Annotated in this window: 17 protein-coding genes; 6 read left to right on the top strand and 11 right to left on the bottom strand. The window is 70.1% G+C overall.

Annotation, left to right across the window (positions count from 1 at the left end):
- Positions 1–1,673 (bottom strand): ABC-F family ATP-binding cassette domain-containing protein (locus Q0W60_RS16215; protein ID WP_297697123.1); only part of this gene is annotated, 1,673 nt, incomplete at its 3' end.
- 240 nt (positions 1,674–1,913) lie between these two features.
- Here Q0W60_RS16215 and ndk point away from each other — a divergent pair.
- A complete protein-coding gene (gene ndk, locus Q0W60_RS16210) occupies positions 1,914–2,333 on the top strand; it encodes a nucleoside-diphosphate kinase (RefSeq protein WP_297697122.1) in 420 nt (139 codons plus the stop codon).
- A 100-nt stretch (positions 2,334–2,433) separates the two neighbouring features.
- Positions 2,434–2,790 (top strand): DUF6481 family protein, encoded by a 357-nt coding sequence (locus tag Q0W60_RS16205; RefSeq protein ID WP_297697121.1) that lies wholly within the window; start codon positions 2,434–2,436, stop codon positions 2,788–2,790.
- On the opposite strand, the gene Q0W60_RS16200 is transcribed toward Q0W60_RS16205, so the two are convergent.
- The 4 genes from Q0W60_RS16200 to nthA all read right to left on the bottom strand — a co-directional run bounded on the left by Q0W60_RS16200 (position 2,787) and on the right by nthA (position 4,706).
- Positions 2,787–3,005, bottom strand: coding sequence for a hypothetical protein (locus Q0W60_RS16200; protein WP_297697120.1), 219 nt, complete (start codon positions 3,003–3,005; stop codon positions 2,787–2,789). The two genes, Q0W60_RS16205 and Q0W60_RS16200, sit on opposite strands and share 4 nt — an antisense overlap.
- A 120-nt stretch (positions 3,006–3,125) precedes the next feature.
- The gene (locus Q0W60_RS16195; protein ID WP_297697119.1) at positions 3,126–3,464 is read right to left on the bottom strand and encodes a nitrile hydratase accessory protein; all 339 of its coding nucleotides are present in this window, start codon (positions 3,462–3,464) and stop codon (positions 3,126–3,128) included.
- On the bottom strand, positions 3,451–4,104 hold the full coding sequence (gene nthB, locus Q0W60_RS16190) for a nitrile hydratase subunit beta (RefSeq protein ID WP_297697118.1): 654 nt from the start codon (positions 4,102–4,104) through the stop codon (positions 3,451–3,453). Before nthB ends, Q0W60_RS16195 begins: the two co-directional genes overlap by 14 nt.
- Positions 4,101–4,706: a nitrile hydratase subunit alpha gene (gene nthA / locus Q0W60_RS16185; protein WP_297697117.1), complete on the bottom strand. Its 606-nt coding sequence runs from the start codon at positions 4,704–4,706 to the stop codon at positions 4,101–4,103. The genes nthB and nthA overlap by 4 nt, the downstream gene beginning before the upstream one ends.
- Before the next feature lie 113 nt (positions 4,707–4,819).
- Between nthA and Q0W60_RS16180 the strand changes: the two genes are divergently transcribed.
- Positions 4,820–5,458, top strand: coding sequence for a DsbA family protein (locus tag Q0W60_RS16180; protein ID WP_297697116.1), 639 nt, complete (start codon positions 4,820–4,822; stop codon positions 5,456–5,458).
- Between the two features lie 55 nt (positions 5,459–5,513).
- Here Q0W60_RS16180 and Q0W60_RS16175 read toward each other — a convergent pair whose 3' ends face one another.
- From Q0W60_RS16175 to Q0W60_RS16165, 3 genes are all read right to left on the bottom strand, one after another.
- Entirely contained in the window at positions 5,514–6,827 is a 1,314-nt protein-coding gene (locus Q0W60_RS16175; RefSeq protein ID WP_297697115.1) for a sulfatase, read from the bottom strand.
- A gap of 61 nt (positions 6,828–6,888) precedes the next feature.
- Positions 6,889–7,896, bottom strand: coding sequence for a phosphotransferase (locus tag Q0W60_RS16170; RefSeq protein WP_297697114.1), 1,008 nt, complete (start codon positions 7,894–7,896; stop codon positions 6,889–6,891).
- Positions 7,897–7,924: 28 nt separating this feature from the next.
- Entirely contained in the window at positions 7,925–9,178 is a 1,254-nt protein-coding gene (locus tag Q0W60_RS16165) for a glutamate carboxypeptidase (RefSeq protein WP_297697113.1), read from the bottom strand.
- On the opposite strand from Q0W60_RS16165, the gene Q0W60_RS16160 reads away from it, so the two are divergent.
- Complete coding sequence (locus Q0W60_RS16160; RefSeq protein ID WP_297697112.1) at positions 9,177–9,365, top strand: hypothetical protein; 189 nt, start codon at positions 9,177–9,179, stop codon at positions 9,363–9,365. The two genes, Q0W60_RS16165 and Q0W60_RS16160, sit on opposite strands and share 2 nt — an antisense overlap.
- Before the next feature lie 93 nt (positions 9,366–9,458).
- The gene (locus tag Q0W60_RS16155; protein ID WP_297697111.1) at positions 9,459–10,076 is read left to right on the top strand and encodes an ATP-dependent Clp protease proteolytic subunit; all 618 of its coding nucleotides are present in this window, start codon (positions 9,459–9,461) and stop codon (positions 10,074–10,076) included.
- Between the two features lie 15 nt (positions 10,077–10,091).
- On the opposite strand, the gene Q0W60_RS16150 is transcribed toward Q0W60_RS16155, so the two are convergent.
- The 3 genes from Q0W60_RS16150 to Q0W60_RS16140 form a co-directional block, all read right to left on the bottom strand.
- Complete coding sequence (locus Q0W60_RS16150) at positions 10,092–10,574, bottom strand: pyridoxamine 5'-phosphate oxidase family protein (protein ID WP_297697110.1); 483 nt, start codon at positions 10,572–10,574, stop codon at positions 10,092–10,094.
- Positions 10,575–10,677: 103 nt separating this feature from the next.
- Positions 10,678–10,941 carry a hypothetical protein gene (locus tag Q0W60_RS16145; protein WP_297697109.1) on the bottom strand — a complete coding sequence of 88 codons (264 nt, stop codon included), beginning with the start codon at positions 10,939–10,941 and terminating at the stop codon, positions 10,678–10,680.
- Complete coding sequence (locus Q0W60_RS16140; RefSeq protein WP_297697108.1) at positions 10,938–11,588, bottom strand: HAD-IB family hydrolase; 651 nt, start codon at positions 11,586–11,588, stop codon at positions 10,938–10,940. Before Q0W60_RS16140 ends, Q0W60_RS16145 begins: the two co-directional genes overlap by 4 nt.
- A 223-nt stretch (positions 11,589–11,811) precedes the next feature.
- On the opposite strand from Q0W60_RS16140, the gene clpX reads away from it, so the two are divergent.
- A partial coding sequence (gene clpX / locus Q0W60_RS16135; protein WP_297697107.1) for an ATP-dependent Clp protease ATP-binding subunit ClpX occupies positions 11,812–12,443 on the top strand: 632 nt, incomplete at its 3' end.

The raw sequence follows: 12,443 nt of genomic DNA, 5'->3' as shown, positions 1-12,443 counted from the left end.
GCCTCGGCCCGTCGGCGGGCGGGCCCGGTCGGGACCTTCCGCGCCGGCGCCGGCGGGGGCGCAGCCGCCGGCGGCTCGGCCTTCGCAGCGCGCGGGCCCTGCGCAGCGGCCCTGGCGCGCTCCAGCACGAACCGGGCATAGTCCTCGATGTCGCCGTCGAACGGCGTGATCGTGCCGTCGGCGGCGAGCCACAGCCGGTCAGCCACCAACTCCATGAGCGAGCGGTCGTGGGTGATCAGGATCACCGCGCCCTCATAGTCGTTCAGCGCGTCCAGCAGCGCCCGCCGGGAGTCGATGTCGAGGTGGTTGGTGGGCTCGTCGAGGATCAGCAGATGCGGCGCCTCCATCGCGATGAGATTGAGCAACAAGCGCGCCCGCTCGCCGCCGGAGAGGTCGGCCACCGTCGTGCCCTGCTTTTCGAAGCCCAGGCCGAACTGGGCCAGCCGCGAGCGGCGCTGCGCCTCGGAAGCTTCAGGCAGCGCGCGGCGGATGATCTCCAGCGGCGTGTCGGTCGGGTCCATGGCCTCGATCTGGTGCTGGTGGAACCAGCCGACGCGCATCCGGCCCGAGCGGTGCATGCGACCGGCCTCCGGCGGAAGCGCGCCCGCCACCAGCTTGGCGAACGTCGACTTGCCGGCCCCGTTGACGCCCACGAGGCCGATGCGGTCGTCGACGTCGAGGCGGAGGTTCAGCTTCTGCAGCACCGGCGGCCCGCCATAGCCCACCGAAGCCGACTCCAGTCGCAGCAGCGGCGGCGGCAGGGGCCGCTCGGGCGAGGGCAGGGTGAACGGCGCGACGTGCTCCTCCACGACGGCGGCCACGGCCGGCAACTTGGCGATGGCCTTCAGCCGCGACTGCGCCTGGCGCGCCTTGCTGGCCTTGTAGCGGAAGCGGTCGACGAAGGACTGCATGTGCGCCCGCCGCGCCTCGATCTTGGCGCGGGTGGCGGTCTGCAGGCGCAGCTTCTCGGAAAGCTGCCGCTCGAATGCGTCGTAACCGCCCGGATAGAGATCGAGCTGTCCGTCCTTCAGGTGCAGGATGTGGTCGACCGAATTGTTGAGCAGTTCCCGGTCGTGGCTGATGACGATGGCGGTGTGCGGATATTTCCGCAGGCGCGCCTCCAGCCAGAGGGCGCCCTCCAGGTCGAGATAGTTGGTCGGCTCGTCGAGCAGCAGCAGGTCCGGCTCGGCGAACAGCGAGGCGGCGAGCGCCACGCGCATGCGCCAGCCGCCCGAGAACTCCGCCATCGGCCGCGCCAGATCCGCATTGGAGAAGCCGAGGCCGGTCAGGATCTCGGCGGCGCGGGAGGGCGCCCGGTCGGCGTCGATGTCGATCAGCCGCGCGTAGATCTCGCCCAGCCGCTCCGGTTGGGCGGTTTCGAGTTCGGCGAGCAGCCGCGCGCGCTCAAGGTCGGCGGCGAGCACGGTCTCCAGCAGCGGGACGGGCGTGGCCGGATGCTCCTGGTCGACCCAGCCCAGGCGAGCGTCCTTGGGCAGGCTGATATCGCCCTCGCCCGGGACGTAGGCGCCCTGGATCAGCTTGAACAACGTCGACTTGCCGACCCCATTGCGGCCCACCAGGCCCACCTTGGCGTCCTTGGGCAGGGTGACGGCGGCGTGGTCGAAGAACCGGCGGCCCCAGGCGTCGAATACTAGGTCGTGGATCTGCAGCATTGGAACGGAGTGGAGGCAGGCGGGCGCGCACGCGCTCCGCGCAAGGATTGCGGGACGGGCGGAAGGCCAGAATGGAATGCGCCGCGCCGGCTGGCCCGGGCGCTGCATAGCAGAAGAGATCAGCGCTTCCCACCCGTGACGCGAAGGGCGCCTTGGCGAGCGGGAACCTTGCCGCTATAGACCGGCGCCCGCGGCGCCACGCAGGCCCGTTCCCACAGCCCGGAAGACTCCACCCGAACCATGACCGAACGCACCTTCTCGATCATCAAGCCCGACGCGACGAAGCGGAACCTGACGGGCAAGATCAATGCGGTGATCGAGGACGCCGGCCTGCGGATCGTCGCCCAGAAGCGCATCCGGATGGAACGCCGGGCGGCGGAGCGGTTCTACGAGGTGCACAAGGCGCGTCCGTTCTACGGCGAGCTGGTGGAGTTCATGACCTCCGGACCGGTCGTGGTGCAGGTGCTGGAAGGCGACAACGCCGTCGCCCGCTACCGCGAAGTCATGGGCGCGACGAATCCCGAGCAGGCGGCGCCGGGCACGATCCGCAAGCTCTACGCCAACAACGTGGGCGAGAACTCCGTGCATGGCTCCGACAGCCTCGAAAACGCGCGCGCCGAGATCGCCCAGTTCTTCACCGAGGCCGAGATCGTCGGCTGACCCAACGCCCCGGCCGCCGGACCGGAAACCCAGGTTCGGCGGCAACCCGATCCGCGCCCGGGGGTTTTGGCGCGACAACCTGTGAGACCCGTCTTAGTCCATGATGCGTGAGTCAAAGATCGGCGGCTTTTCCGACCGCCTGACCGATCAAGCCGAAGCCCGCAAGGCGCTGCTCGAGAAGTTCAAACCGAAGCCCACGGTGCGTCCCGCGACGCTCGAAACGCGCGCCCAGCGCAAAGCGCGCGAGCTCGAGGAGGTGCGCGCCAAGCGCGCCGCCGAGAAGGAGGAGGCCCGCCGCAAGGCCGAGGCGGAGGCCGAAGCCCGGCGCATCGCGCTGGCCAACGACGAAGAGGCCCAGCTGGAGCTGAAGCGCCAGGAGCGCAAGGAGCGCAAAGCGGCCGCCAAGGCCGATGCGCGCGCGCGCCGCGAGGCCAAGGCGGCGGTGCGGCGGGGCTAGTCCTCGCCCTCGCCCCCGCCGGTCACCCGGCGGGAGAGGTGCCCGTAATAGCCCTGGATCAGGAGCTCGACCGTGTCGCCGCGCTCCTCGGCCTCGAACGCCAGGTCTTTGGCCATCTGAATGGCGGCGGATCGCGAGAGCCCGCGTTCGACGGGCTCTCCGTCCTTGAAGACGGTCCAGTCGCCGTCCTTCAGCGTCACCGCGTATTGCACCATTCGCTCATCCTCGCGAGAAGCTTCAGCGTGCAGAGCCCGGCAAAAGTTCCCGCGGGCGCAGAAGGGGTCGCGAGGGGTCGTCGCGGGACACCGCGCGTCGCCAGGGGGGCCGTCGGCGGCCTAGAGCGTGACCGGCCTGCCGTGCGGCGTGCGTCGATAGGCGGCAGCCCACGCCTCCTTGCGGTCATCGAGCGCCGCCGATCCGGCCAGGCGCTTGGCCGTGACCAGCCGCTCCAGAGCGGCCAGCCAGCGCTCGTAATAGCGGCCGCCGTCGTCCTGCGGCCCGGCGGACTTCAGCTCGTCGGCGAGCGCCTCGGCCCACTCGGTCCAGGTGAAGGCGCCCTGCGCGTGGAGATGGACGGTGAGCGCGAACGCCTGCGCCTGCCAGGGTTCGGCGAACACCGGGCCGTCCGCATCGCGCGGCAAGCCCGGGAGCGCGCGAGGATCAGGCGCGCTCAAGGTAGGGCTCCCAGAGGTCGAGGCAGACGCTGTCGCGGGGATCGGCCGCCTGGCCCCACAGCTCGCTGGCGGCGAAGCGGACAGTGTAGAGGTGCTGCGGGTCCTCGCCTTGGCCCTTGGCGTTGGAATCCGGGAAGACGTGGGCGCCGTGGTGGGCGACCACCTCGCCTGCGTGGCCCCGAACGTAACGCGGCAGGCGCGTGTGGCCGGTCGGGTTCAGGTTGCGGCAGCGCACGGCGTCGCCGGAGCGGAAGGCAGGCTGGGCCGCCGTCTCGCGGACATAGCTCCCGGGTCGGGTGAGCACCGTCGAAACCGCGTCTGCCTTCAGCAGCGGCTCGGCCCTGGGTGCGCCGGGCGCCGCCCTGCCGGCGGCCATCTCCTGGCGGGTCACGAGGCCCGCCTTGAGGAGCAGCTCCGACAAGGAGCGGAACCACTTCTCGTAATAGGTCATGGCCAGGTGCTCGGGGCCCGGGATGAGCTCACGCTGATGGCGCCCGGCATCGATGTTGCTGCGGGTCGGCGAGGCGATGGTCATCGCGTGCGCCCGGGCTTCCCAGGCGTGGTGGAACGGCGGCTCGTCAGGCTCAGCGACCAGCGGTCCGAGCCCGTGCATCCCGCCCATGTCGTGCACGCCGTTCACAGCCGCGCCGTGCCGATCATGCCGTCGCGGGTGACCAGCGCGGCAAGCGCCTCCTCAGAGAGCCCGTCCGTGTTGGCCGGGCGCTCCGGGATGACCAGATAACGGACCTCGGCGGTGGAATCCCAGACGCGCACGGCGATCTCCGGCGGCAGGGTCACGCCGAATTCCGCCAGCACGCCGCGCGGATCGATGACCGCGCGCGAGCGGTAGGGGGCGGACTTGTACCAGACCGGCGGCAGGCCCAGCACCGGCCAGGGGTAGCAGGAGCACAGGGTGCAGACGACCATGTTGTGCACGGCCGGCGTGTTGAACAGCGCCACCATGTGCTCCCCCTGCCGGCCGCTGTAGCCGAGCTCGGCGACGGCGGCGGTGGCGTCGCGCTCCAGCTGCGCGCGGTAATCGGGTTCGACCCAGGCCTTGGCGACGACGCGGGCGCCGTTGCGGGGGCCCACCTTGTGCTCGTAGTGGTCGACGATGGCGTCCAGCGCGGCCGGATCGACCAGCCCCTTCTCGACCAGCAGGGACTCCAGCGCCTTCACCCGCAGCTCCATGTCGGAGGGCGGATGCTGGCCGTGCTCGTCGCCGGGATGGTCGTGCGCCATGCGAGCGGGAGCTTGGCGCACCGGCGGGAGCCTGTGAAGCCGGAGCCGGTCGCTTTCGCGTGACGCGGCGGCGGATCGGCGCGATGTTTCGGCGCCCGCCCCGGGAGGCCCGCATGCAAGAGCCGCACCTGATCTACTTCGCCGACCCCATGTGCTCCTGGTGCTACGGCTTCTCCCCGGTCATCGAGGCGGTCCACAGGGCGTTCGGCCGCGGCCTGCCGGTGCGCGTGATCATGGGCGGGCTGCGCCCCGGGACCGAGCAGCCGATGGACGAGGCCGGCAAGCGGGAGGTCCTGACGCACTGGGCCCACGTGCACGAGGCGACCGGCATGCCGTTCGACCGACACGCCATGGATCGCGAGGGCTTCGTCTACGACACCGACCCCGGCGCGCGAGCCGTCGTGGTCGTGCGGCGCGAAAGCCAGGAGCTGGCGGTGAGCTATCTCGCGCGCGCCCAGAGCGCCTTCTACGCCGAGGGCCGCGACCTGACGTCAGGGGACGTGCTGGCTGATCTCGCCGAGGAGTTCGGGGTGGAGCGCGCGGGCTTCCTTGCGCAGTGGCGCTCGGAGGAGGCCAAGCAGGAGACCTGGCGCGATTACGCGATCGCCCAGCGCGCGGGCGTCACGGCCTTCCCGACGCTGGTCGGGGGTCCCAACGAGACCGGGGTCTATGGCGTGGTCACCCGCGGCTACGCGCCGGCCGACCAGGTGGTAGGCGTGCTGAAGGACTGGATCAGCCGCATCGCCGCCTGAGCACGGCGGTGGGGATGTCGTCCCGATCCGCGGCGTGGCGTTTCTTCGCCATTCTTCAGTCCTGCAGCTGTCGGAGCCGTCCGCGCATCGCCTTGAAGTAGGGCGGGATCTCCTTGAGCCGGTACGGCGCGAACTCGGCCTTGGCGGCGGCGAGGCGGTCGCGCAGGTCGGCGGCGACGTCCGGATGGACCGAGGCCACGCTGTAGTTCTCCGATGGGTCGGCTTCGAGATCGTAGAGCTGGTCGTAGCCCAGGAGTGCGGTCGGCAGCCGGGCGCCGCGGTAGTAGGCCGAGGCGATGTACTTCCAGCGCTGGGTGCGGATGCCGATCGGGTCCTCGTTGTCGAACAGCACCAGGTGCTCGTGGGGGGAGGGGCCGCTCCGCATGACGACGTCCGTCAGATCGCGCCCGTCGAGGGCGACGTCGGCCGGCGCCGGCATCCCGGCCAGCGCCAGCAGGGTCGGCAGGATGTCGATGCCCATGCAGATGGCGCCGGCGCGCCGACCCGCCGGGATGCGTCCCGGCCCCCAGACGATGCAGGGCACGCGATAGCCGCCGTCGTAGGCGCCGCCCCCCTTGCGTTCGCGCAGCCAGCCGGGCGAGCCCTCGAACCATGGGCCGTTGTCGGACGTGAAGACGACGATGGTGTCCTCCGACAAGCCAAGTTCCGCGAGCTTCGCCAGGAGCCGCGCCATGATGGAGTCGATCTCCTCGACCACCGCGCCATAGGGCCCGGCGAACCCGCGGGCGTCGAAGTCGGGGTGTGGGTAGGGCGGCAGGTGCGGTGAGCTGAGCGCGAGCTCGACGAAGAACGGCCGCTCGCGGTTGGCCTCGATGAACCGTTCCGCGTGCTCGTAGAACCGCTGCTGGAGCTGCGGCAGGTCGACCGCGCTTTCCAGGACCTCGTCGGAGCCGGCGTGCGCCTCGAAATAGGCGAGCGGCTTCATGTCGTGGCTGTAGGGGATGCCGAAGAACTCGTCGAAGCCGTGCCGGGTCGGCGGCCAGGCCTCGCCCCGGTGCCCGAGGTGCCACTTGCCGAACAACGCGCTGGCGTAGGCCGGCTTCAATGCCTTGGCGATGGTGAGTTCGCTGAGCGGCAGGCCGCGATCGTCCTGCTGCATGATGACCTCGAAGCCCAGGCCCGTGCGCACCGGATACCGGCCGGTGAGCAGGCCGGCGCGCGACGGCGAGCAGATGTTGGCGGGCGCATAGTAGTCGGTCAGCAGGACGCCCTCGGCGGCCATCCGGTCGATCGTCGGCGTGGGGATCCGGCCGCCATAGATCCCGACGTCGCCGCAACCGAGGTCGTCGCAGAGCACGACGATGAAGTTGGGCGGCCGGGCGCCGACGGACCCACGTTGCTCGCTCATCTGTCCCCCTTGGAGGTTGACCCGCCCATAACGGCGCGGGGCCCCAGCCCTGTAAAGCCGATCAGGCGGTGGCGGCGAGGCGCAACGCTGCCTCGAAGCCCGGCTCGGCGATCCCGTCGAGGAAGGCGCGCAGGGACATCATGGCGAACGCCAGGACCGTCTCCGGCGTGGCGCCGCCCAGCCGGCCACCCGCCACGGCCTGGCGGAAGCTCTCGGGCGTAAAGGCCTCGAGGCTGGCCACCTGGCCGGCCCGCGGCTGCCCGGTCATCGATTCCAGCACGATCGCGCCGTAGAATATCCGGGTCAGCAGGCGCACGACAGCGAGCCTCGCCTTCAGCGCCCGGTCGGGGATGCGGCCGAACGCAGCGCGCAGCAGCAGATCCTCCAGCTCAGGGGTCTGGGCGTACTCGGTGGCGCCGATCGCCACGTCGACGAGCGGATCGTTCATCGCGGCGAGCTCCCAATCCACGAGCCACAGCCGCTCGCCGTCGAACAGCAGGTTGCGCGGATTGGGATCGTTATGCGCCGGAAAGAAGCCCCGCTGGCTCCAGGGAAGCGCCGCGCGGATGCGGGCCAGGCCTTCGGCGTGCGGACGGAGGAGGCCAGGCGCCAACAGCCCCGAGGCTTCGACGGCGTCCAGCAGGATCTGGGCGACCTCCGGGTAATCGGGGAGGACCGGGAACGGCGGGGCTTCTCGGATGCGGGCGAACAGGCGGCCGAGGCCCTCGACCAGGGCGGCCCGACCACCGGGAAACGCGGCGAGCGGCCGGTTCTCGATGAAGGCGATGATCGCGACGCCAGAGGCGGCGTCGGCGTAGAGCACGGCGGGCGCGGCTCCGACCTCCGCCGCGGCGGCCAGGCAGTCATAGCCGCGCTGGCGATCGGCGAGCGGGATGCGCTCGGGCTCGAGCCGCAGCGCATAGGCCCGTCCGGCCGCCTCGAAGCGGCAGACCAGTGCGCCGGAGGCGCCGCCCGCGATCGGCCTCAGGTCCGGGAGGCCAGGCCGGTCGAAGACGCTGTGCAGCGCCTCCTGCACGGCTTCGCGCCGAGTTTCGGGGATGATCTCCATCGTCTTCCTGGCCAGCCGCGAAGGCGGCTCACCTCATTCTGGCCGGCGGATTGCGGCCGAGGTCCTCGATCAGTCGGGTCAGCATATAGAGCCTGGGCGTCACCGACTTCAGCTCCAGGTACTCCTTGTCGGAGTGGAAGCCGCCGCCGACCGGGCCGAGGCCGTCGAGCGCCGGGACGCCGGCGTCGGCGGCCAGCGCCGATTCCGAGGCGCCGCCGTTGCCGCCGGTGGCGAGCCCGAGGCCGAGGCCGGCGTAGATGGCTTGGGCGCGGGCGGCCAGAGCGTCGGTGGCGGAATTGGAGGGTAGCGGCGGGTAGGCCGGCTCGCGGCTGATCGCGACCTGAGTGTCGGGGATCTGGGTGACCTTGGCGTTCTTTTCCAGGACGGCCTGCACCTCGTCTACCTGCTTGCGCTCGCGGACGCGGACGTTGATCTGGGCGTGGGCGTCCTCGGGGATGATGTTGTTGCGCGTCCCCGCGCTCATGATCGTCAGGTTGGCGGTGAGCCCGTCGCCGGACTTCGGGAACACGTCGTCGGCCTGGATCTGGTGGATCAACTCGAGGGCGGCGTTGCGACCGTCCTGCGGATCGACGCCGGCGTGGGCGGCGAGGCCCTTCACGTCGATGTGGAATGTGCTGGAGCCCTTGCGCCAGACGGTGAGCACATCAGGCGGATCGCCGGGCTCGAGGTTGAGCTCGGCGTCGGCGTCGGCCAGGAGGCGGCCGATCAGCTTCTGGGTCCCCGGCGAGCCGCGCTCCTCTGAGGTCTCGATCAGGAAGGTGATCTGCTTGAAGTCCTTGAAGCCGGCATCGTGCAGCAGGGTCAGTGCGTAGAGCCCCTCGACCACGCCGCCCTTCTCGTCGTCGACGCCGGGGCCATAGGCCTTTTCCGCATCGGTGCGGTAGGGCCGTTTGGCGACCGTCCCGGGGCCGAACACGGTGTCCATATGGCCGATCATGAGGATGCGGCCCTTGCCGGTTCCGGAGAGCCGGGCGACGAGGTTGTCGGGGAGCCCCGGCGCTTCCGCCGGCACAGCCTCGATGCTCATGCCGAGCGCCTTCAGGCGCGGGATCAGCACGGCGGCGACCTTGCGCCCGCCTTCCATGTCGCCGGTGCCGGAATCGATATCGACCAGCGCCTGCAGGAGCTTGAGCTGCCCGGGCCGGGCGGCCTGCGCCGCGGCCCACAGCTTGGCGTCCTTGGCGATCGGCTTCGGGGCCGCCTGCGTCCCGCCAATAGCGAACAGCGCCGCCATCCCGAGACTCGCGATCCAGGCCCGCATGACGTCCCCGCCCAACAGATCGCGCCCCAGCGGCCCGACGGCCGCGATAGAGCCGCAAGCCCGCCGCGGCCGCAAGTCGCCGGAGGCCAGGGCCAAGTACGACGCCGCCTTGCCCTATGCGCCCAAATGGCGGGCGCTGCTCGACGCCCGCGCCGCGGCGGCGGGCCATCTGCCGCGGTCCGGCTGAGCCGGCCGCCTTGCGAAGCCGCTGAAGGCACGCAATATCCAGGCTGAGCGCGGGCGCGGCCCGCCGCCGGATTCCAGCAAAGGCTACCCCGACATGCGTGACCCCGTGACCACCGCCCTCGGCCTGGTTCCGATGGTGGTCGAACAGACCAGCCGCGGCGAGCGCGCCTACGACATCTTCTCGCGTCTGCTGAAGGACCGCATCGTGTTCGTCGCGGGCCCGGTCGAGGACGGCATGGCGGCGCTGGTCTGCGCCCAGCTGCTGCACCTGGAGGCGGAAAATCCGAAGAAGGAGATCCAGATGTACATCAACTCGCCGGGCGGCATCGTGACCAGCGGCCTGGCGATGTACGACACCATGCAATACATCAAGTCGCCGGTGATCACGCTGTGCCTGGGCATGGCGGCCTCGATGGGCTCGTTCCTGCTGATGGCCGGCGAGAAGGGCCAGCGGATCGCGCTGCCGAACTCGCGGATCATGGTCCACCAGCCGTCCGGCGGCTTCCAGGGCAAGGCCAGCGACATCCAGCGGCACGCCGAGGACATCATCAAGACCAAGCGCCGCTTGAACGAGCTCTACGCCAAGCACACCGGCCGCACCTACGAGGAGGTCGAGGAGAAGCTGGACCGCGACTCCTTCATGAGCGCGGAAGAAGCCAAGGACTGGGGCCTCGTCGACCACGTCTGGGAGAAGCGCGAAGGCGAGGCCTAGGCGAGGGATCGCCGATCACGCCTCGATCGGCGACAGCGCGCTCGCCTGCGAGACCCTGAAGAGCGCCGGCTCCTGGAGGCCGGCGGCGTCATCCACGACGCTGAGGATCTGCGGCTCGGCCCTGATCACCGCGGCGTTGCTGTTCCTGGGCGCGAACACCGCCGCCTGCGGATAGCGGGCGCGGATCAAGTCGTTGACGTGCTCCACCTCGCGCCAGTCGGACAGCTGCACCGAGCGCGCGGCCATCGACAAGCCGCTGACCCTGCGTCCGCTGGGATCGGCATGGCCGATGGCGATCGAGGTCCGCGGGTCGCGCCTGATGTTGGCGAGCTTCTGGCTCGAGCTCGCGACCGCGAAATAAATCGCAAATGCGTCGTGCACGTAGCCGACCGTCGTCGCCTGGGGCCAGCCATCGGGCCGCAGGGTGGCGAGCGCCATCGTTCGGTTCTCGTCAAGGATACGGAAGACGAGACGGGTGATCGCCTCGATGTCCTGCATTATCGGCCCTCCGGACGGAACAAGGACGTACAGGGTCGGGCGCATTATCGCGCTGAGCGCCGCCCCGCGCTTGTGAATTCGCGCGCTCCGTCGGGGCCGGCGGTCAGGCGCCCACGCGCGTCCGCACGGCCGCCAGCAGTTGCGCGCGCCCAGCCGCCTCGGTGACGTCGATGCGCTCGAATGGGCCGCCGTCGGGGCCGCCGCCGATGTCGGCGAAGAGACCCATCGGGTCCTCGTGGAAGTGCAGGAACGAGCGGCGCTTCAGGTAGAACACGCCGCGCTTCTTCTCGGTCAGACCCGGGATGGCGCGAAGGCTGGCAAGCAGCGCCTCCAGCCGGTCGAGGTCCTGATCGCGCGCATGCCTCATGGCCTGCCCCGGAACACCTTGTAGCCGCGGATCTCGGCGAGCTGCAGCATCTCGCGATCACCTGACGTGTCGCCATAGGCGGCCTTCAGGCGGACGTCCGCGCCGAAGGCGGCCTTGAGGCGCACGACCTTCTCGGGACCCCGGCAATTCGGCGAGGCGAAGGCGCCGACCACCTGGCCCCGGGCGTCGTAGCCCATCTGGGTGGCGATCAGGGCGTCGGCGCCCAGTTGCTCGGCGAAGGGGGCCACCACCACGTCGGGCGAGGCCGAGACGATGATCAGCCGCGCGCCCTCCGCCCGCCAGCGACGCCAGGCGGCGAGCGCATCGGGGCGGAACAGGCTGGGCGCAAACTCCTCCGCGAACATCTCGGCGTCGGCCTCGAGCTCGGCGCGGCTGAGGCCGTGCAGGAACTCGCGCGCCGCCCGCGCCTTGATGCGGCCGCGGTCGCGGTCGAGCAGATAGCGGAGCGCGGCCGGCAGAAGCCGGGCTGCGCCGATCAGATACCGGACGCGGCCGACGCGCCACTTCAGGAAGCCCGTGAAGCTGTCGCGGACCGTCAGCGTCCCGTCGAAGTCGAAGGCGACCAGCGGGAGCTGGGGACGAGCCCGCGACCTAACGGCGCCTCTAGGCCTGCGATCTTGTGCCATTTCGGGCCATTTCCCATTTAGGCGCGCGCAGCGTCCCCGATCGGGCGCAGCGCCGCCAAATGTCGCTCCGGCGAGCGAAGGCTTGTGATCCTTAGGCGGATCGGGGAATGTCAAGACTTAGACAACCCGCGGCGCGTATTCTGCATTGAAGGGGTGAAGCCGCCCCGCCGGGCGATGCAGGAGCCGGCCGGCTCCCGGGTCGCCTAGAGAGTGAGAAACGACCATGACGAAGGCCGCAAGCGGAGATTCGAAGAGCACCCTCTATTGCTCCTTCTGCGGCAAGAGCCAGCATGAGGTCCGCAAGCTCATCGCCGGCCCGACCGTGTTCATCTGCGATGAATGCGTCGAATTGTGCATGGATATCATCCGCGAAGAGCACAAGATCTCCTTCGTCAAATCCAAGGACGGCGTTCCGACGCCGAAGGAAATCCGCGAGGTGCTGGACGATTACGTGATCGGCCAAGACCACGCCAAGAAAGTCCTCTCTGTCGCGGTCCACAACCACTACAAGCGCCTGAACCACGCGACCAAAAACAACGACGTCGAGCTCGGCAAGGCGAACATCCTGCTGGTCGGCCCGACCGGCACCGGCAAGACGCTGCTCGCCCAGACGCTGGCGCGAATCATCGACGTGCCGTTCACCGTCGCCGACGCCACTACGCTGACCGAAGCGGGCTATGTGGGCGAGGACGTCGAGAACATCATCCTCAAGCTGCTGCAGGCGGCCGACTACAACGTCGAGCGGGCGCAGCGCGGCATCGTCTACATCGACGAGGTCGACAAGATCAGCCGCAAGTCCGACAACCCCTCGATCACCCGCGACGTGTCGGGCGAGGGCGTGCAGCAGGCGCTGCT

Source organism: Phenylobacterium sp., assembly GCF_025934275.1.
GTDB lineage: Bacteria > Pseudomonadota > Alphaproteobacteria > Caulobacterales > Caulobacteraceae > Phenylobacterium.
Note: the sequence above shows the minus strand (reverse complement) of the source record. Positions and strands in the feature narration are given on the sequence as shown.

Excerpts from the sequence above, each read along its gene's own strand:
- Q0W60_RS16150 (WP_297697110.1), bottom strand. The coding sequence starts at position 10,574 with ATGCAGGACATCGAGGCGATCACCCGTCTCGTCTTCCGTATCCTTGAC.
- Q0W60_RS16140 (WP_297697108.1), bottom strand. The coding sequence starts at position 11,588 with ATGGCACAAGATCGCAGGCCTAGAGGCGCCGTTAGGTCGCGGGCTCGT.
- Q0W60_RS16145 (WP_297697109.1), bottom strand. The coding sequence starts at position 10,941 with ATGAGGCATGCGCGCGATCAGGACCTCGACCGGCTGGAGGCGCTGCTT.
- nthA (WP_297697117.1), bottom strand. The coding sequence starts at position 4,706 with ATGGCGCACGACCATCCCGGCGACGAGCACGGCCAGCATCCGCCCTCC.
- Q0W60_RS16155 (WP_297697111.1), top strand. The coding sequence starts at position 9,459 with ATGCGTGACCCCGTGACCACCGCCCTCGGCCTGGTTCCGATGGTGGTC.
- Q0W60_RS16175 (WP_297697115.1), bottom strand. The coding sequence starts at position 6,827 with ATGAGCGAGCAACGTGGGTCCGTCGGCGCCCGGCCGCCCAACTTCATC.
- Q0W60_RS16180 (WP_297697116.1), top strand. The coding sequence starts at position 4,820 with ATGCAAGAGCCGCACCTGATCTACTTCGCCGACCCCATGTGCTCCTGG.
- Q0W60_RS16165 (WP_297697113.1), bottom strand. The coding sequence starts at position 9,178 with ATGCGGGCCTGGATCGCGAGTCTCGGGATGGCGGCGCTGTTCGCTATT.
- Q0W60_RS16160 (WP_297697112.1), top strand. The coding sequence starts at position 9,177 with ATGACGTCCCCGCCCAACAGATCGCGCCCCAGCGGCCCGACGGCCGCG.
- Q0W60_RS16170 (WP_297697114.1), bottom strand. The coding sequence starts at position 7,896 with ATGGAGATCATCCCCGAAACTCGGCGCGAAGCCGTGCAGGAGGCGCTG.
- ndk (WP_297697122.1), top strand. The coding sequence starts at position 1,914 with ATGACCGAACGCACCTTCTCGATCATCAAGCCCGACGCGACGAAGCGG.
- Q0W60_RS16200 (WP_297697120.1), bottom strand. The coding sequence starts at position 3,005 with ATGGTGCAATACGCGGTGACGCTGAAGGACGGCGACTGGACCGTCTTC.
- Q0W60_RS16205 (WP_297697121.1), top strand. The coding sequence starts at position 2,434 with ATGATGCGTGAGTCAAAGATCGGCGGCTTTTCCGACCGCCTGACCGAT.